At 59.3% G+C, this 22,555-nt stretch carries 20 protein-coding genes and 1 tRNA gene; 4 read left to right on the plus strand and 17 right to left on the minus strand.

Annotated features, from left to right (window positions below; translation table 11 throughout):
- Positions 1 to 26: 26 nt before the first annotated feature.
- The 4 genes from AACL53_RS17395 to AACL53_RS17410 all read right to left on the minus strand — a co-directional run bounded on the left by AACL53_RS17395 (position 27) and on the right by AACL53_RS17410 (position 4,862).
- Entirely contained in the window at positions 27 to 782 is a 756-nt protein-coding gene (locus tag AACL53_RS17395) for a creatininase family protein (RefSeq protein WP_339085808.1), read from the minus strand.
- A 153-nt stretch (positions 783 to 935) separates the two neighbouring features.
- On the minus strand, positions 936 to 2,297 hold the full coding sequence (glnT, locus tag AACL53_RS17400) for a type III glutamate--ammonia ligase (protein ID WP_339085809.1): 1,362 nt from the start codon (positions 2,295 to 2,297) through the stop codon (positions 936 to 938).
- A 92-nt stretch (positions 2,298 to 2,389) separates the two neighbouring features.
- A complete protein-coding gene (locus AACL53_RS17405; RefSeq protein ID WP_339085810.1) occupies positions 2,390 to 4,021 on the minus strand; it encodes an APC family permease in 1,632 nt (543 codons plus the stop codon).
- A 208-nt stretch (positions 4,022 to 4,229) separates the two neighbouring features.
- Complete coding sequence (locus AACL53_RS17410; protein WP_339085811.1) at positions 4,230 to 4,862, minus strand: TetR/AcrR family transcriptional regulator; 633 nt, start codon at positions 4,860 to 4,862, stop codon at positions 4,230 to 4,232.
- A gap of 100 nt (positions 4,863 to 4,962) precedes the next feature.
- Between AACL53_RS17410 and AACL53_RS17415 the strand changes: the two genes are divergently transcribed.
- Positions 4,963 to 5,886 carry a glutaminase gene (locus tag AACL53_RS17415; protein WP_339085812.1) on the plus strand — a complete coding sequence of 308 codons (924 nt, stop codon included), beginning with the start codon at positions 4,963 to 4,965 and terminating at the stop codon, positions 5,884 to 5,886.
- Between the two features lie 54 nt (positions 5,887 to 5,940).
- Here the strand turns inward: AACL53_RS17415 and AACL53_RS17420 are convergent, their stop codons facing one another.
- The 4 genes from AACL53_RS17420 to AACL53_RS17435 all read right to left on the minus strand — a co-directional run bounded on the left by AACL53_RS17420 (position 5,941) and on the right by AACL53_RS17435 (position 8,102).
- Positions 5,941 to 6,102: a hypothetical protein gene (locus AACL53_RS17420; protein WP_339085813.1), complete on the minus strand. Its 162-nt coding sequence runs from the start codon at positions 6,100 to 6,102 to the stop codon at positions 5,941 to 5,943.
- Between the two features lie 322 nt (positions 6,103 to 6,424).
- A tRNA-Leu gene (locus AACL53_RS17425) sits at positions 6,425 to 6,511 on the minus strand.
- Between the two features lie 54 nt (positions 6,512 to 6,565).
- A complete protein-coding gene (locus AACL53_RS17430) occupies positions 6,566 to 7,078 on the minus strand; it encodes a thioredoxin family protein (RefSeq protein ID WP_339085814.1) in 513 nt (170 codons plus the stop codon).
- A gap of 100 nt (positions 7,079 to 7,178) precedes the next feature.
- Entirely contained in the window at positions 7,179 to 8,102 is a 924-nt protein-coding gene (locus AACL53_RS17435) for a ketopantoate reductase family protein (protein WP_339085815.1), read from the minus strand.
- A gap of 200 nt (positions 8,103 to 8,302) precedes the next feature.
- On the opposite strand from AACL53_RS17435, the gene AACL53_RS17440 reads away from it, so the two are divergent.
- Positions 8,303 to 8,593 carry a hypothetical protein gene (locus AACL53_RS17440; RefSeq protein ID WP_339085816.1) on the plus strand — a complete coding sequence of 97 codons (291 nt, stop codon included), beginning with the start codon at positions 8,303 to 8,305 and terminating at the stop codon, positions 8,591 to 8,593.
- A 94-nt stretch (positions 8,594 to 8,687) separates the two neighbouring features.
- Here the strand turns inward: AACL53_RS17440 and AACL53_RS17445 are convergent, their stop codons facing one another.
- Positions 8,688 to 9,245, minus strand: coding sequence for a hypothetical protein (locus tag AACL53_RS17445; RefSeq protein ID WP_339085817.1), 558 nt, complete (start codon positions 9,243 to 9,245; stop codon positions 8,688 to 8,690).
- Between the two features lie 130 nt (positions 9,246 to 9,375).
- Positions 9,376 to 11,172, minus strand: a complete 1,797-nt coding sequence (gene aspS / locus AACL53_RS17450; protein ID WP_339086973.1) for an aspartate--tRNA ligase — start codon at positions 11,170 to 11,172, stop codon at positions 9,376 to 9,378.
- Positions 11,173 to 11,450: 278 nt separating this feature from the next.
- Between aspS and rnd the strand changes: the two genes are divergently transcribed.
- Positions 11,451 to 12,605: a ribonuclease D gene (gene rnd, locus AACL53_RS17455; protein WP_339085818.1), complete on the plus strand. Its 1,155-nt coding sequence runs from the start codon at positions 11,451 to 11,453 to the stop codon at positions 12,603 to 12,605.
- A gap of 59 nt (positions 12,606 to 12,664) precedes the next feature.
- Here rnd and AACL53_RS17460 read toward each other — a convergent pair whose 3' ends face one another.
- The 7 genes from AACL53_RS17460 to AACL53_RS17490 form a co-directional block, all read right to left on the minus strand.
- Positions 12,665 to 13,585: a J domain-containing protein gene (locus tag AACL53_RS17460; RefSeq protein WP_339085819.1), complete on the minus strand. Its 921-nt coding sequence runs from the start codon at positions 13,583 to 13,585 to the stop codon at positions 12,665 to 12,667.
- A gap of 77 nt (positions 13,586 to 13,662) precedes the next feature.
- Positions 13,663 to 15,201 (minus strand): Ppx/GppA family phosphatase, encoded by a 1,539-nt coding sequence (locus AACL53_RS17465; RefSeq protein ID WP_339085820.1) that lies wholly within the window; start codon positions 15,199 to 15,201, stop codon positions 13,663 to 13,665.
- A gap of 15 nt (positions 15,202 to 15,216) precedes the next feature.
- Complete coding sequence (locus AACL53_RS17470) at positions 15,217 to 17,382, minus strand: RNA degradosome polyphosphate kinase (RefSeq protein ID WP_339085821.1); 2,166 nt, start codon at positions 17,380 to 17,382, stop codon at positions 15,217 to 15,219.
- A gap of 95 nt (positions 17,383 to 17,477) precedes the next feature.
- Entirely contained in the window at positions 17,478 to 18,152 is a 675-nt protein-coding gene (locus tag AACL53_RS17475) for a DnaA ATPase domain-containing protein (protein ID WP_339085822.1), read from the minus strand.
- An 8-nt stretch (positions 18,153 to 18,160) separates the two neighbouring features.
- Positions 18,161 to 19,246, minus strand: coding sequence for an AI-2E family transporter (locus tag AACL53_RS17480; protein WP_339085823.1), 1,086 nt, complete (start codon positions 19,244 to 19,246; stop codon positions 18,161 to 18,163).
- A gap of 51 nt (positions 19,247 to 19,297) precedes the next feature.
- Positions 19,298 to 19,852, minus strand: coding sequence for a CDP-alcohol phosphatidyltransferase family protein (locus AACL53_RS17485; protein WP_092869101.1), 555 nt, complete (start codon positions 19,850 to 19,852; stop codon positions 19,298 to 19,300).
- Positions 19,853 to 20,047: 195 nt separating this feature from the next.
- The gene (locus tag AACL53_RS17490; RefSeq protein WP_339085824.1) at positions 20,048 to 21,184 is read right to left on the minus strand and encodes a DUF2066 domain-containing protein; all 1,137 of its coding nucleotides are present in this window, start codon (positions 21,182 to 21,184) and stop codon (positions 20,048 to 20,050) included.
- A gap of 221 nt (positions 21,185 to 21,405) precedes the next feature.
- On the opposite strand from AACL53_RS17490, the gene purM reads away from it, so the two are divergent.
- On the plus strand, positions 21,406 to 22,533 hold the full coding sequence (gene purM / locus AACL53_RS17495) for a phosphoribosylformylglycinamidine cyclo-ligase (protein ID WP_339085825.1): 1,128 nt from the start codon (positions 21,406 to 21,408) through the stop codon (positions 22,531 to 22,533).
- The last annotated feature ends 22 nt before the right edge of the window (positions 22,534 to 22,555 follow it).

Here is a 22,555-nt window from a genome sequence, read left to right on the forward strand (position 1 = left end):
TTCCTCTGGCCAACGTATTCTGATCGTCAGCTCGAAAAATATGAATGAGGCAAAGGCGCATTTTCGCGCTTGGCCTTTTCCACGATGTCCGCGAGGTCCTCGACCATCCACGCGAACAACTCATCCCCTTCCTCGCGTGTGGCAAGGCTGGGCATCCCGGTCACTCCGTTTGTGCTTGTCCGGTTGACCGGATGAGAAAAGACGAGGTCCACCGTCCTATCAGCATCGTCCGCATCTTGGATTGCATGTGGCCTCACGGTATCCGGAGCGACTGAGAGCATCAAAGCCGTCTCAGCGCGGTTTGCGTGCCAATCCTGAGCATCCGCGCAATGGGCTTTGCTTACTCTCTCGCTGATCTGCGCGGTATTCACCACCGCAACCATGAGATCATCGTGCTCGGCTCGCAGCATCTCGAGCGCGCATCGCAAAGGCGCGGCGTTCGTGACATGACCGTTGACGATGATGAGACGCCTTACACCACTATAGTACGCCCAATCTCCGATTTCTTTCACGAGCGTGATGAGCGTCATTGGCTGAAGCGCAATAGTACCAGGCCATCGACGGCTGTGACCCAGCGAACATCCGTAGGGAATTGTAGGCAGCATCGGGACATTTGTTTTCTCAGCGACAGCAAGACAGAGCCGGTCCGAAATTACGGTGTCCATTCCTGTCGTCAGATGCGGCCCATGCTGCTCCGTTGCGCCTATCGGCAAGATTGCTAACTGCTGCGATTCCGCCAGATCGTTCGGAAGCTCCGTCCAGGTGCGCATTGACCATTGCATGATAAATCTGGATCCTTGTAGCGATGTTACCGCTTCTTTGCGTCCTGCGACGTCATCTCGATTATTGAAGAAATGAGCGGAAAGCGCGCGCATCTTGCGGCGCTTTCCACGAAGGTGTCGCCCGAACAGGGAAAAGCACGTTTGCGGGACGGATCAGTAGAATTTCAGATACCGATCCAACTCCCACTTCGTGACTTGATTGCTATAGGCGTGCCACTCGTCGCGCTTGAATTCCACCCACGACTTGAACATGGCATCACCCATCACCTCCTTCGACAGCGGGTCCGCTTCAAATGCATCGACTGCCTCAGAAAGCGAGCCAGGCAGTTGCTTGATGCCCATGGCCACCAGTTCTTCAGGTGTCTTGAGATACATGTTATCCAGATGCGGCTCACCTGGGTCGAGCTGGTCTCGCACGCCTTCGAGGCCCGCCCGGATCGTCATGGCGGCACCCAAATATGGATTGCACGCACTATCGGCTACTCGCAGTTCGACGCGCCCTCCGCTCTTCGGAATGCGGACCGTGTTGGTCCGATTGTTATTTCCGTAGCAGAGGAATACAGGCGCCCACGTGAAGCCGGACATGCTTCCCTTCGTGACGAGACGCTTGTAGCTATTCACAGTTGGCGCCACCACCGCACAGATCGCGGGGAGGTGCTTCAGGATGCCCGCTATGAAGTGGTAGCCAAGCTTGCCCAGCTTGCACCCGCGTGGATCGTCTGCCGATGCGAACAGGTTCTTGCCACTCTTCTTATCGGTTAGGGACATATTGAAGTGCGCGCCGCTGCCCGCGCGGTCCGCGTAAGGCTTGGGCATAAAGGTCGCGAACCCACCGTGTTTCCGGGCGATCTCGTGAGCCATCAATCGGAAGAAGACATATCGATCGGACATCGAGAGCGCGTCGGCGTGGCGGAAATCTATTTCGAATTGGCCGATGCCGTCCTCGTGATCCATGGAGTAGACATCCCACCCCAGATCATTCATCGCACCCACCAGCTCGAAGAGCCATCCGCGATTGTCGAGAAATCTCGAGACGTCGTAGGCGGGCTTGGCGAGATGGTGCCTAGTCGAAATGGGACTGAAACCTTGCTGCTCGTCGTCGCGAAGGACGAAAAACTCCGCTTCGATACCGAGGTTCACTCCGTAGCCCATCTCGTCGGCCATCGCCAAGGTTCTCTGCAGAATATTGCGGCTGCAGGGTTCGAATGGCTTTCCGCCGCACCACAGATCACTCGCGAACCAAGCGACTTCCTTGTCCCAAGGAAGAACGGTTGCAGAGCGAATATCGGGATGCGAGGAGACTTCTTCGTCGCTGACATCCTGCGGCACACCATCAAGAGCGGCGCCAGTACATAGCTCCGACCCATCGACCATATCTTCGATGTGCGGGAGCGGGACGACCTTCGTCTTCGAAACGCCGTGCATGTCGACATAGGTGGGCATCATGTACTTCACGCCACCGCTTTCGAGCTTCTTTTTCAGCGTCGCCACTGAACTCGCCTTATCCGTTGTCATGGTTTTCCTCGTGCTTATATTTCACATTTTGTTGTGATCGAGCGCGCGCGGATACTCCCGCGCGGGCAGGACTCTTTTGATCGCTGACGAAATCAGTAGACCGCGATGTAGTAGCCGAACGCCACGACTGCCACGCCGGCAAGGAGCGTCAAGTACGGTAGAATTCCGGCGCGCGTTTTCACGTCCGATTCATTGATGCCCGCAAAATCCTGGAACGTTTGCTCTGGGAATTTGCCGCCATCGACCACGAAGTGTCGGTACGCGAAGACCGGCAGGATCATGAGTGCAACGGCGAAGCCTGCCGCCAATGTGCCAGAACCCCAGATATTCGCGCCCATCCCGAGCAAGAGAAGGTTCACGAAGCCGAGGACGGCGCCTGTGGCAATGATCGACGTGGCGGCCCGATAGGGACGAGGCATGTCCGGCCTATCGATGCGATGAAGCCAGCCTGATTGAAGGTTCAGGAAGTTGAAGATCATGTAATTCACGTTGGCGATCGCCAACAAGAATACATAGTCCGACATCATCAGCAGCAACATGTTGAAGCATAGATCCGTCCACATCGCAGCGACGGGCGCACCGTGATGATTCACGCGGCCAAGATACCGGGGAAGCCAACCATCGATCGACCCCTGATATAAAGTCCGCGCGGAGCCCGCCATCGACATGCTTACAGTCAGCAACAATGCCAAGATGAGCATGACGACGAGGATCTTCTGCACAATCGGTCCTCCGCCGATCATGCCAGACATCGCGTCTGCTACGCCCATTCCGCTGTAGATTCCGGGATCGAGCATTCCATCGAGCCCAAGGGCCCCTTGGAACGCCAACGGCACCAGCGAAAAAACGACGACGCATAGAAGACCTGCCGCGAGCAGGGACCGCGGCGTGTCAGTTCCGGGATTGCGAAACTCACGCGTGTAGCAGACCGCTGTTTCGAAGGCGTACGTCGACCACGCCGCGATGAAGAGTGCTCCCGCGAAAACCGTCCAACCCGCCATATCCCAGGAGCCAGCGACTGCATTGCCGGCGGCATCATGCGCAAGCGGTACGAATGGCTGATAGTTACTAAGCGAAATGCTCCCGGAAAAAATCGGCACAAGACCGATGAGCAACAACGGGGCAAGCGCGACAATCGCCAGGAACTTCTGAAGATTGGCGGCCTTCAAGACTCCGCGATGTTGAACGAGAAACACCGCTAGGACCAGCAGCCATCCCAAAATGAAAACGGAATTGATCCGGAGGCTCAACCCCTCTTTCAAAAAGTCGAGATTGACCAACGTGATCTGCCACGTTTGAATCCAGTGAGTGGCCGGGAAAAACAGGTTGAGGATGTATCCCGCTCCCAATCCTGTTCCAATGGCGAGCACCGGGGACCAGGAAAACCAGTTCGACCAGACGGAAATCGGTCCGAGCATTTTTCCGTAGCGAACCCACGCGAGTGCGCCGTACACGGAGGCTCCGCCAGACTTATGCGGATACATCGACGATATTTCTGCATAAGTGAAGGCTTGGATAAAGCCGAAGAGAATAGAAATCGTCCAGACGAGTGGGGAGATATTTCCGGCTGTCGCCGCGATGGCTCCCACCGAAAACAGCACAAGGGCAGGCGTACCTGCTGCAAACCAAAACGCGTGAGTCCAGTTAAGTGTTCTAACAAGTGAGTGTGTGCCTTTCTCACTCACTGTTTGGTTCGATGCAGGCGACAGCGTAGTGTCAGTCATCTAACCTCCTTGCGGTTGGTACTTTCCGTACTCTTTCCGCTTTCCAGAGCGTCTACTTCCCAGGTTTTGACAAGTTGACACACCTTGATTGATCAGTCAATCAACTTGATTGCTCGATCAATCAAGGCGCGTGCCGGCCTACTCCAACCGTCGAAGCTTGGGATTTTTTATGACAACAAAGGAGCGAAGGGGATGGCTGACCGTCTTGTTACTTTTCGTACCCGACAAATGCCCAGAACGCTTTGCGGAAGGTGTTGACCGCCGCTTGAATATTAAGACGAGGCTGGATGATCGAACGAACCATGATGCCGTCGAGGTGGGTCGATGCGAATTCGGCGGCGGCCTGGGGAGAAATATCGTTGAACAATCGGGCGCGCTGTCCCTGACGGACCGCCTTTGTCAAGATTTGAATTTCAACGTCGTAGAACTTCCTGACCACGTCGTCCACGAGCTGGCTTTGCGATTGGGAACTGGAATAGTCCATCAGAATTTTGACGACGCGGCGCACGTCCTCAGCCAGCTCGACATGCATCTGGAACCAGTCGTTGATCAAATCGACAGGTTCGGAGTGCTTACTTGCCACTTCTTCGTAGTTGCGCATGGCCGCGCAAACGGCTTCTTCAAGCGCCGCGCGGAACAGGGCCTCCTTGTCCTCAAAGTAGTAGTACAGGAGGGAGGTCGGAACTTCCGCAAGCTTTGCGATGTCTTTGATCGTGATCGCGGAATAATCCCTCGTCGAAAACAAACTCAAAGCAGCCGCCAATATTTTCTGGCGCTTGGCATGTCCCTCGCTTTGCGACACCTCGTTGCGCGTTGGCTTAGCCCTTGTTCTTGCGACCATTGTCTTCACACGTCCTTATGCCGGGAGGCGCACACACTAAAGCGCTGCAAAACCAACCGAAGTCGCCCTTTCGCATCTCTCTGGCCGAGTTTTCTGATTCATGCTTAGCATACAACGGCTTATTGAAGATATCCACTCGCAGCTCAAGCCGGAATTCGGATCGGGAAAGGTCGCCGACTATATTCCCGAGTTGGCGAAGGTTGATCCCCACAAATTCGGAATTGCGGTAGAGACCATCGATGGGGCGTCGTTCTTTGTCGGGGATGCGGAAGATGCGTTTTCGATCCAGAGCATCTCGAAAGTGTTTGGTCTCACGCTTGCTCTCGGCAAGCACGGAGATGCGCTCTGGCGAAGGGTTGGACGGGAGCCGTCCGGGGGAAGTTTCAATTCGATCGTCCAGCTCGAAAGCGAAAATGGGGTCCCTCGAAATCCATTCATCAACGCCGGAGCCATCGTCATTAGCGATGCGATTCTCGCGGGGCATCGCCCCAGGGAAGCAATCGGACAGATTCTGCGGTTTGTTCGTTATGTCGCCGAAGACGAGGCAATTGTTGTCGATGCCGCTGTTGCGCGTTCAGAGCAAAGAACAGGCTTCCGCAATATGGCCCTCGCCAATTATATGAAGTCATTCGGAAATCTTGCGCATGATGCCGAACTCACCCTCGGTGTCTACTTTCATCAATGCGCCATCGCAATGACTTGCCGCCAGCTCGCAAAGGCCGGCCTGTTCCTTGCCAATGGAGGACGGATGCGAAGTGGGCACTCCATAATCCCACGAGAGCGAGCACGGCGCATTTGTGCATTGATGCTTACGTGTGGACATTACGATGCTTCAGGCGATTTCGCATTTCGTGTGGGTTTACCCGCGAAAAGCGGGGTCGGAGGCGGCATTCTAGCCGTTGCTCCAGGCCTTGCGTCCATCGCCGTCTGGTCACCCGGCTTGGATCGACACGGCAATTCCCAACTCGGAACCCGGGCGCTCCAAGCACTCGCGGAACGTGCCGGCTGGTCTATCTTCGACTAAGGCCTTTGCCGGTCTTCCTACGCTTAGATAAACCGGGCTGATTTCGATGCGGCGCTATTTTTTGTGTGGTTGGCAGACAGCGCCGTTGGCCTCAGCAATTTTGATGAGATCGGGTGCGGCGGTGACGATCGCACTGATCTTTCCGCGCGCCAACGCGAACGGCGCGCTTTCTGCGTCGCAATCGCGGATGCCTTCGGCGCCGAACGATTCCGCCACGGCGCATCCTTCGTCAGAATAGCACGCAACCGTACTGTCAGGTCCGGGTGGATCATCCTTGGGGTTGATGCAAACGATTTCGCCTTGCCCGGCGTGCACTGCAGGACAAGTGAAGCAAGCCAAGCTGAGGAAAAGGAGAGGCAACGTCCGCATGGAGACCTCGCAGATGTGAGAGACATATTATGTCTATTATGTCTCTTGCGTGCCGAAAGAACATGCCGATTCGTTGCAGATCGAAGCTTTCAACCAGCGCGAAGGCTTCTGCGCCTCATACGCTTATTCAAACCGCTTAACGGTTCCGATTTTGTGAAGCTAAATCGTGTGGTGCGGACGGAGGGACTCGAACCCTCACGCTCTTACGAACTCAGGATTTTAAGTCCTGTGTGTCTACCGGTTCCACCACGTCCGCGCCGGTCGGACTTATGGCGAGTCGGACGGCCAAGCGCAACATCCTCGTCGCGTATTAGATTGGCTCCTTGTTGGCCGGCGGCGCCGCCGCGGGGGACATGTCGAAGACGCTGCGAGCCTTCTTCATCAGAGCCAGGAGCTCGTCGGGCTTTTCGACATCCAACGAATGAGGGTACTCCCGGTCCGAGCCGACGAGCTTATTGGAAACATTGCCGTCCGGATCGATGAAGAGCGTGCGCGGCACATACGAACCGTCGGTCGCGAATTCGCTGTTGAGCTCTTTCTCGCGATCGACATCAGCCAGGATCATGACGAAATCGCGCGAGGCTTCGACGACCCTGGGATCGTTGAAGACCCGCCGGAACTGCTTGCAAACCGAGCACCACGTCGCGTGGAATACCAGCAAAACGGGGCGCCGGGTCTTCGATGCTTCGTAGATGCCCGAGCGGGCGTCGCGCCAGTTGATCTCAGCGCCGTTCCACTCGCGCGCATGGTCCGCCGTTCGCGCCAGGGCTGCGAAAGGAAGCGCCGCCAATAAGAGCGCGACGCAGACAAGTGAACGGATCATCCTTCAGTCTCCAACGCTTGTGCTCTTTTGCTGCTTTTGCCGGCTGGGCGCAAGGCAGCCCGAATTTAACGACTGGCCGTCCGCCCATTCAACGACTTAGCTAGACGCTTTTCGGAATTTGATTTTCGTAAGCTTGCAAATGAATGAAGGCCGTATCGAGAAGGGGCGTTGCGACGTTTCTGGCCCGGCCGCGGCGAATGATGTCTCCGACGATCTGATCGGCCTCGATCCGCCCCCCGCGTTGAATGTCGCGCAGCATCGAGGCGGAAATTTTGGAGTTTCGGTCGCTCATCAGGGTGCGCGCGAAATCGAGCATCGCCTGCTTCGGCGGAAAACCGTTTGCGGTGGCAACTGCCCTGCATTCATTCACAACGCCGGTCATGAACTCGGGGCCGCCATCGGTGCAATTGATTTCGCCGACGCTCGCGCGCATCAGGCATGTGGACGACGCAAGGGCCGCGATGAAAAACCACTTCTCCCACATCGAGGCGATGATGTCGGATGAGTGGCGCGCATCGAAGCCTTGCGCGAGAACATCGTGAAGCTTCGCCGATCCGTCCTGCTGTTCGGGAAATCTTGGTCCCTGCGTGACCGTTGCGAATGGACCGAAGTGATGGATCGTGCCGTCGTCGCCCAGGGTGACGCTGATCTGGCACATCCCCCCGAGGACGTGCACGGCTCCGAACGCATCATCGAGGGCTGCGAGATGTTGCAAACCGTTGAGCAACGGCAAGACCCAACTGCTTTTACCGACGGCGGGCCTGATCGTTTCGATCGCTTCACTCAGATCATAGGCCTTGGCACTGAGAACGACGGCGTCGAACGGCGCGCTGATTTCCTCGCGCGTGATCGCCTTAACAGGCGTTACCAAATTGCCGACGGGGCTTTCGATCTTGATGCCGTCACGCAGGAGTTGATCGCGGCGTTTCGGTCGAACGAGGAACGTCACATCGACGCCGGCCTTTGCCAGCCGGCCGCCGAAATATCCGCCGGTTGCTCCGGCACCGAGGAAGAGAATTCGCATCGATCGCAAGCTCGCTTTCTGTCTGGACGGTAATGATCGGAAAAGTCCGGGCGTGGCGGGATGACTAACGCCATGATCACGTCATTTCACGATTGGCAAGTTTTCAAGCACGGTGAGTTGTTTGGCGGAAGGGAGAGAAGCTTCCTATGTGAAGTTTGACGCGGAGAGAGAGATCCGCAGCGAAACATAATGGAGTTTACATGATCCGCATAATCTCAATTGGCTTGGCAACCGCCTGCTTTGCGCTTCCGGCCCTTGCGGAAGGGGCTTCCTCGACCGACGCCGGGAAATCGGCGGCATTTAGCGCCGAACTTGCAAACGCCGCCAATTCCGAGCAGGCGAGGCTGCAGCTGGCCCATCAGGGCTATACGGCCATTTCACCGCTTCACCGCGATGAATCCGGCCGCTGGGTCGGCACGGCAACGAAGGACGGAAAGACCGTAGTCGTTGCAGTCATCGCGCCTCATGCCGCGACCGTCACGACGGAGTAATCTTCTTTCGTTCGCACAAAAAAATCGGCGCCCTCCAACAAGTGGAAGGGCGCCGATTTTTTGCTTCGATCAACGCGGCGACGCGTGACGCAGATCAGTTCGTGTCCGGGGTTTTCTTTTCATTATCGGCATCCGGACTTGCTTGCTGCGCACAAGTATCCAATACGGACTGGATCTTCTTGGTTGCGCCAACGGCAGACAATTTGCTCGCATGAAATCGTTTGCCTGCGAGTTCGAGGCCGATGTCGATCCGCTTCCGAGCCGACGCGATCATTGCCGCCGCCCGCTTGACCGTCTCCTCGTCGTCAAATTCTGCGAGGATCTTGTGTAGCGTGTTTTCACGCAGCTCGGCGTCAAAGCGCGTGGGCGGAGCTCCGTCGATCGAAACGATAATTTTGGGCGCCAATAGATTCATCGCAGATGCGCCGTCCGTCCAATCCTCGGGCGTCGCGAGGCTGATTTTGAGCCCATCGTTGTTGCAGGTGACGAACGCGACAGACGCATCGCCAATGGCCATCGCCATCGCTTCCGTTTCGCCGAATGCCTTTTCTTCCTTCTTATAAATCCATTCGGCGGCGGCCGAAGAAACACCGGCTAACATTGCGACCGCCGAAAGCGAGGCCAATCCAAGAAAGGCTTCTCGATAGCTCATTATTCTCTCCCCCGAGATAACGTCGCGACGTTCTGACACGAGGAAGGTGGCCCGGCAAACGAAATTGCGCGGCACCGAGGTGGTGCCGCGCCCATTCGTTGTGGGGATCAAATCGGGAAATGAGCTGACGCTAGCTCTTCTTTTCCGGCGCGACGACGCGGATGTTGAGTTCACGGAGCTGCTTTGGCGCGGCTTCGCTCGGGGCACCCATCAGCAGATCGGCGGCTTGCTGGTTCATCGGGAAGAGCGCCACTTCGCGAACGGTCTTGCCGCCTGTCAGCAGCATGACGATCCGCTCGAGACCGGCAGCCATGCCGCCATGCGGAGGCGCGCCGTATTGGAACGCACGGAAGAGACCGCCGAAGCGCTGCTCGACAACCTCCGGACCGAGACCCGCAATGCCGAACGCCTTGATCATATCGTTCGGCTTGTGATTGCGGATGCCGCCCGACGCGATCTCATAGCCGTTGCAGACGATGTCGTACTGGTAGGCTTTGAGCTTCAGGCGCTCTTCGGTCGTCGTCGCCGCGTCAAGTGCTTCGCCGCCGCCTTGCGGCATGGAGAACGGGTTGTGCGAGAAGTCGATCTTCTTTTCTTCCTCGTTCCATTCGTAGAACGGGAAGTCGACGATCCACGCGAGCGCAAACCGGTTCTCGTCGACGAGCTTCAGCTCTTGGCCGACGCGGTCGCGTGCGAGACCTGCGAACTTGTAGAAGTTCGCCGGGTTGCCGGCGACGAAGAACGCAGCGTCTCCTTCCTTCAAGCCGAGCTGCGATTTGATCGCGGTTGCGCGTTCCGGGCCGATGTTCTTTGCAACGGGGCCGGCACCGCCTTCCTCGCCTTCACGCCAGAAGATGTAGCCGAGGCCCGGCTGGCCCTCGCTCTGCGCCCATGAGTTCATGCGGTCGCAGAACGCGCGGCTGCCGCCCGTCGGCGCGGGGATGGCCCAGATGCGCGCCTTCGGGTCTTTCTCGATCATGCCCGCGAAGACTTTGAAGCCTGAACCGCGGAAGTGCTCGGTGACGTCTGCCATCTCGATCGGGTTGCGCAGATCCGGCTTGTCGGAGCCGTACTTGGCGATCGCTGTGTCGTAGGGAATGCGCGGCCAGCCCTTCGTCACGGGCTTGCCCTCCGCAAATTCTTCGAACAGGCCGGTGATGACCGGCTCCATCGTTGCAAAGATGTCCTCTTGCTCGACGAAGCTCATCTCGACGTCGAGCTGGTAGAATTCGCCGGGCAGCCGGTCGGCGCGCGGGTCTTCATCGCGGAAGCACGGTGCGATCTGGAAATAGCGGTCGAAGCCCGACACCATCAAGAGTTGCTTATACTGCTGCGGAGCCTGCGGGAGCGCGTAGAATTTGCCGGCATGGATGCGGCTCGGCACCAGGAAGTCGCGTGCGCCTTCGGGGCTCGAAGCCGTCAAGATCGGCGTCGGGAATTCGTTGAAGCCCTCGTCGTGCATGCGACGGCGCATCGATCGCGTGATCTCGAGCCGTTTCATGATGATGCCGTGCAGCGTCTCGCGGCGAAGATCGAGGAAGCGATATTGCAGGCGCAGATCCTCGGGGTATTCGGGCTCGCCGAAGACTGGAACCGGCAATTCCTTCGCGGCCGAGAGGACCTCGATCTCGGTTGCGTAAAGCTCGATTTCTCCCGTCGGGAGCTCTGAATTGACCGTGCCTTCGGGCCGGTCGCGTACCTTGCCGTCGATGCGCACGACCCATTCCGACCGCAGCGTTTCAGCGACCTTGAAGGCGGGGCTGTCTGGGTCTGCGACGACCTGCGTCAATCCGTAATGGTCGCGGAGATCGATGAAGAGGACGCCGCCGTGGTCGCGGACGCGATGCACCCAGCCGGAAAGCCGTACATGCGAGCCGACGTCGGTTTTCCTCAGGGCGCCGCATGTGTGCGAGCGATAACGATGCAGCTTAGCCTCGGCCATGGCCGGAAACCCTTTGATCGATGTGGGTGAAAATCGCCGCGGAAAAGCGCATGCGGCCGTTCGAAAGTCAAGGTTAGCACCCTACACGTTAACTGAGAGAAGTTCTCGGGGCTTCCTTCGAGGCCAGTCCTTCGACATAGGGGGCCCTTCGGCATAGCGGGCCGTCGCCGCAGCTGCCGGAAACCCCTTGCGAAAAAACGCCCTACCTCCGGCGCCGAACTGATGGCGACAACTTCCAGACCATGCGCTATAGGGCTGCCTTGATGCGAATGATCACGACCACGTCAGAGCTGTCGGCGCTTTGTGAAGTGCTGGCCAAAAGTGAATATGTTGCTGTTGACACCGAATTTCTGCGCGAGCAGACGTTCTGGCCGTTGCTGTGCCTTATCCAGCTCGCGGGTCCCGATGCCGAAGCCGTCGTCGACCCGCTCAGCCCGGGTCTGGACTTGGCGCCATTCTATCAGCTGATGGCTGACACCTCGGTCGTCAAGGTGTTCCACGCCGCCCGCCAGGATATCGAAATCATCTTCCTGAAGGCGGAGATCGTGCCCACGCCCGTGTTCGACACGCAGGTTGCGGCGATGGTTTGCGGTTATGGCGACAGCATCAGCTATGTGAACCTCGTCAAGAAGACGACGTCCATCGATCTCGACAAAAGCTCGCGCTTCACTGATTGGAGCCGCCGGCCGCTTTCGGACAAGCAGCTCGACTATGCGCTCGCGGATGTGACGCATCTCAGAGACGTCTACCTGCGCCTGAAGCAGACGCTCGAAAAGACGGGCCGTACGCCGTGGCTGCAGGAAGAGATGGAAGTTCTCACGAGCCCTGCCACGTACGATGCGAAGCCGGAAAATGCCTGGCAACGCCTCAAGCTTCGCGTCAAAGGGCGGAAATCGCTTGCGGTGCTCATTGAACTTGCGGCCTGGCGGGAACGCTTGGCGCAATCGCTCGATGTGCCGCGCGGGCGCGTGCTCCGGGACGACGCGTTGTACGACATTGCCAACCAGCTTCCGGCGAGCGCGGATTCACTCGGTCAACTCCGGACGCTTTCGGACGGGTTCGCGCGATCGCAGCGGGCGAAGGAAATCGTCGACGTCGTCAAAGCGGGTCTCGCGCGCGATCCCAAGACGTTGCCGCAAATCGAACGGAACGAGGCGCTGTCTGCGGAAGCCAGCGCTACACTCGAATTGCTGAAAGTGCTTCTGAAGGCGGCCGCCGCAGAACACGGCGTTGCGCCTCGCATCATCGCGGACAGCGACGATCTCGAACAGCTTGCAACGTCCGATGAAGCGAACATCCTAGCGCTTCAAGGCTGGCGACGGACGCTCTTCGGCGATGCCGCATTGAAGCTCAAGCGCGGCGAACTGGCGTTGACGCTGGTCGATGGCGAAGTTCGCGCGGTGCCTGCGGCGAGGTAGAAGTTTTCCTTTGCGCTTGGCGACACGCGTTCCGCGCGCCGGCCGCCAAGCGATACGAGCTATTTCCGGCCCGGGTCATAGGCGTGCTTCTGACGCCATTCGGAAAAGAAGTATGAGAGGCTGTCGTCGATGTCCTGCGGCAGGACGATTTTGACTGTCACGCGCTGATCGCCGTGCACGCCGTTTTTACCGCGAACGCCCTTACCTTTGAGGCGGAACGTCTTTCCTGAGCTTGTGCCCTTCGGAATATTGAGTTGGACCCGGCCCGTCGGGGTCGGAACTTCGACCCGGCCGCCGAGGACCGCTTCGTCGACGGTGATCGGCAGCTCGAGCAGAATGTCGTCGCCGTCGCGCTTGAAGTCCGGATGCTGGCGTATCTTTATTTCGACAAGAGCATCTCCGGGCTCCGTGCCCGGCCCACCGTGAGTGCCCTTGCCTTTCAGCCGCAGCGTTTGGCCGTCTGTCACGCCTTCCGGCACCGCGAGATCGAGCACACCGCCATCCGGCAGCGTCACGCGCTTTTTGGCGCCCAATACGGCTTCGAGAAAATCGACCTCGAGCGAATAACGCAGATCCTGCCCGCGGTGCCCATGGGTGGTGCGACGAGCGCCTCCGCCCGCGCCGAAGACATCGGAAAAGATGTCGGAAAAGCTGAAATCGTCAAATCCCGTGGCACCGGGGCGCCCCTCGAAACCCCTGGCCGAGAACGGGCCTCGCTGGGCGCCTGCAGACCGGTTCCACTGCGGCCGGCGCGGGTCGCCCTTGGCGTCTATCTCGCCGGCGTCGTACTGGCGGCGCTTTTCCGGGTCGCTCAAGATATCGTTGGCGGCGGTGATCTTCTTAAATCGCTCAGAGGCCCCGGCATTGTTGGGGTTGACGTCCGGATGATTGGCTTTGGCCGCCTTACGAAACGCGCTGCGTATTTCATCCTCTGTGGCTCCCCGCGAGACGCCGAGAATGTCGTAAAGATCTTCCGCCATGGAGGCTGTCTTCATCCTGGGAACTTTTGTTACAGACTATCAGAAAATGCTGCGTTGCAAGCGAGGCGTACTGCCTCTCAACGGGTAATTCGGATTTCCGGCCTTTTGCCGACCAAAGCCGCAAGTGTCTCGAATCGGCGTCGCAGCCTCTCCCCGTCCAGTGCTGCGTAGGCCGCCGGTATCGTCAAGACAAGCGTGCCGTTTTCGTAGCTGAGCGACGTTTGGTCGATAACGCCGGCCATGCCAATCGAAAGCATATGGGCAGTCCTGATCGCTGCGCCAACGATCCTCGCCCGCCGCTGAACGCGTTTGGTGACCAGACTGCGGAGCCGGTCGGAGAGCTGGCCTCCGCCCTCCTCCTCCGACGTCTCATGGCGGTGGAAAACAGAGAGGGCGAGGAAGATGCGGCCCTGGTGATCGACGCCGCCCAGGCCCGCATGCGCGATCGTGTTGACACTTTGCTCACCGCGATAGTCGGGATGGGCACGCCAGCCGACATCGGACAGAATACATGCGGCGTGCCGGAGGCGGCGCTCATCGGCCGTTTCCTCCTGAGCCGGGTCGGCGAAGAGCTGGTCGGTCCAGGCGCAGAGTTCAAAGGCATGGGCGACGGATCTCGACCGCAGGGCGGCGTAATCCTCGCAGAAGCTGATCAGCGGATCGCGCGCCTTCTCGAAGGGCGGCAAGAGACCGTAAATCAGTCCTTCGCGAATTCCGAAGACCGAGAATACGATCTGGCGCGGCTCCATCTGGCGCAGCAGCCGCTCCAAGACGAGCGCGCCGAACGGCAGGACTTCGCGACGCGCTTTGGCGACACCGGCGATGCCTGGAATATCGAGAGGCTTTTTGGCTTTGCGAAACTGCTCGCAGAGGTCGAGCGCTTCCCGCGTCGTCAGCTTGTATCCCTGCATCACGCGCAGCGGATAATCGACGCGGTCCATTTGCAACTTGGCAAGCGAACGCCACGTGCCACCGACGGCATAAAACGTGCGGCCTGTGCCATTTCTAATCCAGGGAAGGTTCGCGAGAGCGGCGTCGATGACCTCACTTGCCCGCTCGATCTTGTTGCCCGTCGTGTCGATCAAGCGCAGACCGCCGAGAGGCAATGTTGCAGCCTCTTTCAATCGATCCTGCGCGAGATCAATCAGTTCGAGGCTGCCGCCTCCGAGATCGCCGACGACTCCGTCGGGATCAACGAAGCCCATCATGATGCCTTGGGCTGCGAGGCGCGCTTCCGTATCGCCGGAGAGAACTTCGATCCTGGCGCCGATGGCCCGCTCGCCCTGCTCGATGAAGTCGCGCCCGTTCTGCGCATCGCGAACCGCGGCTGTAGCGATGACCTTGAGATTCTTGACGCTCAGGATCTTCGCAATAATCCTGAACCGCGAGAGCGCCGCCAGCGCCCGGTCTACGGCCTCGACGCCAAGGCTGCCGGTGGATGCGACCGAGCGGCCGAGACCGCACAGAATTTTTTCGTTGAAGACGGGTGTCGGCGCACGAACCGCACCTTCATAGACGACGAGCCGAACCGAGTTGGAACCGATATCGACAACGCCGATAGGTTCCATTTCCGCGGTACGCTCGTTTGCGCCCGAGAGTTCTTTCCAACGTGTCAAAATTGGACTCCCGGCTCAACCGGGCTGGCGGAAACGTTGCGGGAAGCTCTCCTTGAGAGATTGCCCGCGTCCCGAAAGCGAAGGATTGGTCATGAAATACTTGTGCGCATTGAAGGCTTCCTCACCGGGACCCGGTTGAATCCGAGTCGAGCTACCGTCGGAATTGATCCGCCAGCTCTGTTGATTGTCTTTCAAGTTCGCAACCATGATCTGAGCCAGCACTTGTTCATGCACAGTCGGGTTCTTGACGGGCGCCAGTGCCTCGACCCGGCGGTCGAGGTTGCGTGGCATCATGTCGGCGGAGCTGATGTAGACGGCGGCCTTGGCCGAAGGCAAGGCCTCACCATTGGCGAAACAGTAAATGCGGGCATGCTCGAGGAAGCGCCCGATAATGCTTTTCACTCTGATGTTGCTCGAAAGACCCGGAATTCCCGGCCGCAGACAGCAGATGCCGCGCACGACGAGATCGATCGGAACTCCAGCATTGCTCGCGTCGTAGAGCGCTGAAATGATCTGAGCGTCGACGAGCGAGTTCATCTTCCACCAGATACCGGACGGCTTTCCGGCCTTGGCATTTCTTATCTCCTCGGCAATGTGCGTCATGATCCGGTTGCGGATGCCGTGCGGGCTTGCCGCCATGCACTCCAGCTCAACCGGCTCGCCGTAGCCCGTCACGAAATTCAGAATTCGGGTGATGTCGCGCGCCATCGCCGGATCGGTGGTGAAGAGCGACAGGTCGGTGTAAACGCGGGCGGTTTGCGGATGATAGTTACCGGTGCCGATGTGACAGTACGTCGTCAGCTCGGTGCCCTCGCGGCGGACGATCAGCCCGAGCTTGGCGTGCGTCTTCAGTTCGGTGAATCCATAGACGACGTGAACGCCCGCGCTTTCAAGGTCGCGCGCCCAGCGGATATTTGCTGCTTCATCGAAGCGGGCTTTGAGTTCGACGACGGCGGTGACGGACTTGCCGGCTTCGACCGCCTCCTTCAGCGCCTGAATGATCGGGCTATCGCGCGAGGTTCGATAAAGCGTCCATTTGATCGCCATCACGTTCGGATCAGCGACGGCCTGGCGCAAATATTGAACGACGACGTCGAAGCTCTCGTAGGGATGGTGGACGACGATATCTTTGTTACGGACGGCTGCGAAGCAGTCACCGCTGAATTCGCGAATGCGCTCGGGAAAGCGGATCGTGAAGGGCTTGAAAAGAAGATCCGGCCGGTCCGGCACGATCAGCTGCGAAGTATCGGCGAGAGCCAAGATGCCTTCTTTGACGAAAACGCTTTCTTCGCGCACCTCGAGTTCGTCGACGACGAACTTGCGCAAGCGTTCATGCATCTTGGCTTCGATTTCGAGCCGGATGACGTTGCCGCGGCGGCGCCGCTTCAACTGGCTTTCATAGGAGCGAACGAGGTCTTCGGCCTCTTCCTGCAATTCGATGTCGCTGTCACGGAGGACGCGGAACGTGCCCTTGCTCTTGATCTCGAAGCCCGAGAACAGCTCCGTCAAAAACATGCCGATGACGTATTCGAGCTGAATGAACCGAATTTCCTTCGGCTTGTCCGGCTCCGCTTCAAGACGAATGAACCGCTCCAGCTGACCGGGAATGGGTATGAGCCCATTCATCGTCTTGCCGTCGATCGGGCGCACCATCTCGACGACGATGGTCATCGCCTTGTTGGGAATGAACGGGAAGGGATGCGCGGGGTCGGCTGCGATCGGCGTCAGGATCGGAAAGATGTGCGTCATGAACAGACGCTCGAGCCAATCGCGCTGCGCTTCCGTCAGATCGTCGGGCTGCAACACAAAAAGACCGGCGCCTGCGAGTTCGGTTTTTATCGTCCGCCAACTCGCCTGCTTATCGGCGACGAGGCCCGTCGCGAACTTGTTGATCGCTGCAAGCTGCTGCATCGGCGTCGAGCCGTCTTGCGACAGCGTCGTGATGCCGGCACGGATCTGGCCATAAACACCGGCGGCGCGAACCATGTAAAATTCGTCAAGGTTGTCTGCCGCGATCGATAGGAAGCGCAGACGCTCGAGAAGCGGATGATGTTCGTTGCCCGCTTCCTCAAGGACGCGCCGGTTGAACTGAAGCCAAGACAGCTCGCGGTTGTAGAAACGCTCCGGTCCTTGCGGAACGATATCGACATCGGCTTTGCTTCTGCTTTTCGCGGTGGCCATCTTAGGGGGATTGCTCCGAAATTCCGGTCGAGACATGTGGATGTTAGATTACACCCAAATGACGCGTGGGTGTCGTAATCCTCAGTATAAGACGATTAGTAGCCGAGTACGTCGAGCGTTGCAGCGGCAATGGGGCGCGTTACCCGGCGCTGCAGCACGAGTGCACGGCGATCTGCCTCTGCGACGAACCGTTCGGCTGCAAGCATAGAACGCTCCATCCGCACGAGAACGTAATCCACCAATTGCGGCTCGACGCTCAACTGGCGGTCGGCGAATAACTTCACCAGGACAGCGCGAAGCAGGGCGTCATCGGGCGGCTCTATGGTCGCCAAGGGCAGCGCTTTCAGCCGCGAACGCAGATCGGGAAGCGCAATCGCCAAATCCCCCGGCACGGTTTCGGTCGTCAGGAGGATTTGCAGCCGCTGTTCGCGGACGAGGTTCAAAAGATGAAACAGCGCCGCCTCATCGGTGATCGTCTGGACGTCCTCGATCAGGAGGGCGCCCGCTGACGCCATTGCCGGCACGGCCTCACGCGAGATCGCGGATGCCTCGAACGGTGTCGCCCCGGCCCGCTTCAGCCAAACGTTGGCGAGATGGGTTTTTCCACTTCCCCGAGGGCCGGCGATCACTGCGGCGCCGATGGGCCAATCCGGCCAGCGATCGACGAGCGCAACGGCGGCGGCGTTCGATTCTGAAACAAGGAAGTCCTCGAGACCCATCGCCGTTCTGTGCGGCAGTTCAAAGACAAGCTGCTCAGGGATCGTGGTCATGGGGCTATTCAAGGCTTGTCCTTCAGTGTCAGCTCAACCTCGCCTTGATACACGGATGACTCGAGATAGGCGCGGAGCGCAAAGCGTACGAGCACGCCGATTGCGGCAGAAACCGGCACGGCGACGAGGAGGCCGAGGAATCCGAACAAATAGCTGAAGGTCAACAGCGCGAAGATCAACCAAACGGGATGCAGGCCGATTTCGGAGCCGATGATGTAAGGGCTGAGGCCCCCGGACTCGAGCGCCTGTCCGGCCAGCATGATACCCGCGATAATCAGTATGGGCGTGAGATCCGGCCAGTGCTGAATGAAGGCGATGATCATGGCCGCCAGGGCGCCGAGCGACCATCCGAAAATGGGAATGAATGAGGCGAGGCCGGTCAGTATTCCGACCAGCATGCCGTAGTCCAGTCCGGCGAGACTCAGCGCGGTTGCGTAGTAGAGGGCCAGCAGGATGCACACCACGCCCTGCCCGCGGATAAACGCGGAGATGCGGCTGTCGATTTCGATGGCGAGGGCACGGATCTGGTCCGCCTCTTGACGCGGGAGCCAGGCATCGATCTTGGCCAGCATTTTCGGCCAGTCCTTGACGACGTAGAAAAAGACGACCGGCGTTATGAGGACGACGGTGAAGAAGTTCACCGCAGCGGTGCTCTGGTTCCAAAGCCCTTGCACGAAGGTCCCGACCAGCGACGGCGCCGAGGATGTGAAAGACTCGAGGGCAGATCGAACAGCGGCTTCGGCCTGCGGGTATCGCACTCCCAGGTGCTCGCGCGCCGCCGTCTCAAGCGTATCTCTGAGCCGGCCGATTTCTCGCGGAGCCGCCTCGACGAGGCCGGCGGCCTGCTGGGCGAGGACGGGCAAGACGAACACGAGCGCCAAGGTGATGAGGCAGATAATCGCCGCGAGGAGCAGAATGGCGGAAACCCAGCGCGGGATGCCGGCGCGGCTCATAGCGTCTACGACGGGATTGAGAAAATAGGCGAGCACCAGTCCGATCACGAACGGGACAAGCGCCGGCGCGACGAGCTGAACTATGTAGGCGAGAAGCAGCGCAGCCGCGGTCCAAAACAGCGCGTGCCGCTCAAAATGCATATCGTTCGATCCTCAAATCGTGGGGCTAGGCCGAAGCATGCGCCGGAACACTCAGCTTTTCGAGCCGGTGGTTTCATAAAACGTCATGTGTTTCAGCCACACGCGCAAATAGGCAACAAGGGAAATGATCGTCGTCGCAGCCGCAAGAAGCGTCAATAGCTGCACCGGCCCCTTCAGCCGCAAGCCGAAGCCCTCGTCCGCCAGCACGGTGGCGGCAAGCACGATTTGGGCAACGGTGTTCATCTTGCTGACGGCAAGGGGTTTCATCGGCGTCGGGTGATCGAGCAGCCACGACAGGACGACCGCGATTACGATCAGCACATCGCGCGACACGACCAGGATGACCAGCCAGGATGGCAGACGCGCCGTTACGCCGAGCGCTATGAAGATGCAGACGATAAGCAGCTTGTCGGCAATGGGGTCGAGATAGGCGCCGAGCTCGGTCTCCCAACTGAAGCGCTTGGCCAGGAACCCGTCGACGGCATCGGAGATGCCCGCCACGACGAAGGCGAGGAATGCCGCCTGGAGTTCGCCTGTCAGCAGCAGCCAGAAGACCACGGGTACGAGAATGACCCGGCCGAGCGTAATAAGATTTGGAATGCTCACGCCGAAACTGTCCCCGTCTTTCTCTGGCCTGGGTGAAGTTGAAACCGATTAGGCGGCGCGACCCTAGCCCTTGGAAGTTTATCTCGTCGAGAACATCCTCCCTTGCACTGCGGTAATGCAGCAGCAACGAAAGCGCGCATCAAGCATGGCACGCGCATCGCGCGTTCGACGTGAATGAGATATATGTAAATTATTTCAATATCTTGATCGGAGAACCCAACCCTGGCCCGTGCCGGTGAGGCTGAGACCGCGAGCGCCCAGAGCATTTGCCAGACTTCTGGCGCCGCCCGGGTATTTCAAGGTGATGTCGGCGCTACTTTCGGTGACGTCGGCGATGTTGAGGCCGTCGACACCCGGCGTGTCGAGGAGTTGCCCGCGCATCTGATCCCATTGATCGGAGCTTGAGAACTCAACCAGGAGGGTCACGTCCTCGCCGTTGCCACCCGTCGAGGCAGCCCACACGGGCATGTCCGCTCCGGCGGATGCGGGCTCGGGAGCGGCCGACTTGATGGCTTTCCAGCGGCCTTCGATCACGCCCAGCGCCACGACCGCTGCGAGCTGGGAGGCGTAGTCGAGATCACCGTCCGAGATACGGTAGGTCCGTTTCAGCAGCAGCGGACCGGCGGCATCCCGTCCGGCGAGCGTCACGGTGAGCTTTTTGGAGGCCATATCCGGCTCAGCCACGGCCATTACGACAAGGCCCGTTCCATATTCGCCCGTGAGCGCGCGCAAGCCATTGTCGTCGCCGGCGAGCATCTGATTGACCGTGTCGGGGCGGATCGCCGGCTTCAGATCCTTGATCGTTATCGGGGTGATCGTGTGTTTGAGGTCGAGGCCCGTCCAAGCGCGGCGCCATAGGCCGGCATCCGTGCCAGCCGTTGGCGGATTGCCCTGCTGAAAGACGGTCAAGACCGTTACGGGGGGCGCCTGCTGGTCGACATAAGGAATGCCCTGGCGCGAAAGCGCGGAGCGTACCGCGTCGGCCTGGAACGAGAAGTCGAGGCTCGCGATATAATCGGTTGCGGAATTGCGTTCCGAGCGCACAGAGACGCCCGATACGAGATCTCCAGCTTTGAGATCTGCGACAGTCGAAAGCCGCTTGTAGGCCGTCACCGGCACGAGCCGCTTCAGCAGGGAGCGGAACGCCGCCTGCTGACCGTCGGCCATCGCCTGCTCCTTCGCCGCGACGGCGTTGGCCGCGGTCGCTTCGACCGGGTAATTCGCGACGGTATAGGCAGCATCTGCGCCCGCCGAGATTGCAGGCGCGGCGTCGAGCCCAACAGCCGCCGTCCAGATGGCTATGGCAGTGGCGAAGCAGCGACCAACGGACACCTTAATCCCCCGTTTCCCGTTTTCAGGCGATGTATATGGCCGGCAAGGATACGCAACGCGGAACCCTGCCAACGATCCCTTCGTTGCTCTCAGGGCCAGTCGCTGCTACGACCCCCATCACGGGTTGGCAATGGGGCAAAAGTGAGTTTAACCGATGCCCTCCCCACTGCGCCATTCATGGACGCGGCTTCCATCCAACACAATTCCCCCGACGAGGACGAATGCCGGCGGCTGACGAGAATTCGAAGAAGAGCATCACGTATGCCGACGCTGGCGTCGATATCGATGCGGGTAACGCGCTGGTCGCGGCCATCAAGCCGCTTGCGCGCGCGACGAGCCGCCCTGGCGCGGATGTGGATCTCGGCGGCTTCGGCGGCCTGTTCGATCTGAAGCGCACGGGCTTTCGCGATCCGATCCTTGTCGCTGCGAACGATGGGGTGGGCACGAAGCTCAAAATCGCCATCGAGACCGGCCGTCATTCGACAATCGGAATCGACCTTGTCGCGATGTGCGTCAACGATCTCGTCGTACAAGGCGCGGAGCCGTTGTTCTTTCTCGACTACTTTGCAGTCGGCAAGCTCGATGTCGCCGCCGCGCGCGACGTCATCGCGGGGATCGCAGATGGCTGCCGGGATGCGGGATGCGCGCTGATCGGCGGAGAAACCGCCGAAATGCCGGGCCTCTACAAAAGCGGCGATTACGATCTCGCTGGCTTCTCGGTCGGCGCCGTCGAGCGCGATGAAATCTTGCCGCGTGCCGATATCGCCGTCGGCGACATTCTGATCGGGCTCAAGTCTTCGGGGGTTCATTCGAACGGCTACAGTCTCGTGCGAAAGCTTGTCGAACATGCGGGGCTGGATTGGAATGCACCTGCGCCGTTTGCGGCGAACCAAACAGTCGCGGAAGCGCTGCTCACGCCGACGCGCATTTACGTCAAACCGCTTCTCGCCGCTATCCGGGCGACTGGCGGGTCGGGCATGAACGGCGCGATCAAGGCGCTGTCGCATATCACCGGCGGCGGACTTTCCGAGAACGTGCCGCGCGTGATGCCGAAAGATATGGGCGCTCGCATCGATCTTTCATCATTCGATGTGCCGCCCGTTTTCGGGTGGCTCGCCAAGACCGGCAACATCGAGCCCACCGAACTGCTTAGGACGTTCAACTGCGGCATCGGCATGATCGCTGTCGTCTCGAAAGCGAAAGTCGACGACGTCATCGCAAAGCTGAAGGCGGCCGGCGAAGAACCGATGATCATCGGCGATGTCATCCCTCCGACCGGCGAAAAGTCAGAGGCCAAGGGCAAAGGCGAAGCCTGGGCCGTCAAATACGAAGGCAAACTGGTTCTTTAGTTCGACGCTTCCGACATGCGTT

The sequence above is a fragment of the Hyphomicrobium sp. ghe19 genome, from assembly GCF_902712875.1.
Taxonomy (GTDB): Bacteria; Pseudomonadota; Alphaproteobacteria; order Rhizobiales; family Hyphomicrobiaceae; genus Hyphomicrobium_B.

Coding starts and splice junctions, on each gene's coding strand:
- AACL53_RS17395 (WP_339085808.1), bottom strand. CDS start 782: ATGCAATGGTCAATGCGCACCTGGACGGAGCTTCCGAACGATCTGGCG.
- glnT (WP_339085809.1), bottom strand. CDS start 2,297: ATGACAACGGATAAGGCGAGTTCAGTGGCGACGCTGAAAAAGAAGCTC.
- AACL53_RS17405 (WP_339085810.1), bottom strand. CDS start 4,021: ATGACTGACACTACGCTGTCGCCTGCATCGAACCAAACAGTGAGTGAG.
- AACL53_RS17410 (WP_339085811.1), bottom strand. CDS start 4,862: ATGGTCGCAAGAACAAGGGCTAAGCCAACGCGCAACGAGGTGTCGCAA.
- AACL53_RS17415 (WP_339085812.1), top strand. CDS start 4,963: ATGCTTAGCATACAACGGCTTATTGAAGATATCCACTCGCAGCTCAAG.
- AACL53_RS17430 (WP_339085814.1), bottom strand. CDS start 7,078: ATGATCCGTTCACTTGTCTGCGTCGCGCTCTTATTGGCGGCGCTTCCT.
- AACL53_RS17435 (WP_339085815.1), bottom strand. CDS start 8,102: ATGCGAATTCTCTTCCTCGGTGCCGGAGCAACCGGCGGATATTTCGGC.
- AACL53_RS17440 (WP_339085816.1), top strand. CDS start 8,303: ATGATCCGCATAATCTCAATTGGCTTGGCAACCGCCTGCTTTGCGCTT.
- AACL53_RS17445 (WP_339085817.1), bottom strand. CDS start 9,245: ATGAGCTATCGAGAAGCCTTTCTTGGATTGGCCTCGCTTTCGGCGGTC.
- rnd (WP_339085818.1), top strand. CDS start 11,451: ATGCGAATGATCACGACCACGTCAGAGCTGTCGGCGCTTTGTGAAGTG.
- AACL53_RS17460 (WP_339085819.1), bottom strand. CDS start 13,585: ATGGCGGAAGATCTTTACGACATTCTCGGCGTCTCGCGGGGAGCCACA.
- AACL53_RS17470 (WP_339085821.1), bottom strand. CDS start 17,382: ATGGCCACCGCGAAAAGCAGAAGCAAAGCCGATGTCGATATCGTTCCG.
- AACL53_RS17475 (WP_339085822.1), bottom strand. CDS start 18,152: ATGACCACGATCCCTGAGCAGCTTGTCTTTGAACTGCCGCACAGAACG.
- AACL53_RS17480 (WP_339085823.1), bottom strand. CDS start 19,246: ATGCATTTTGAGCGGCACGCGCTGTTTTGGACCGCGGCTGCGCTGCTT.
- purM (WP_339085825.1), top strand. CDS start 21,406: ATGCCGGCGGCTGACGAGAATTCGAAGAAGAGCATCACGTATGCCGAC.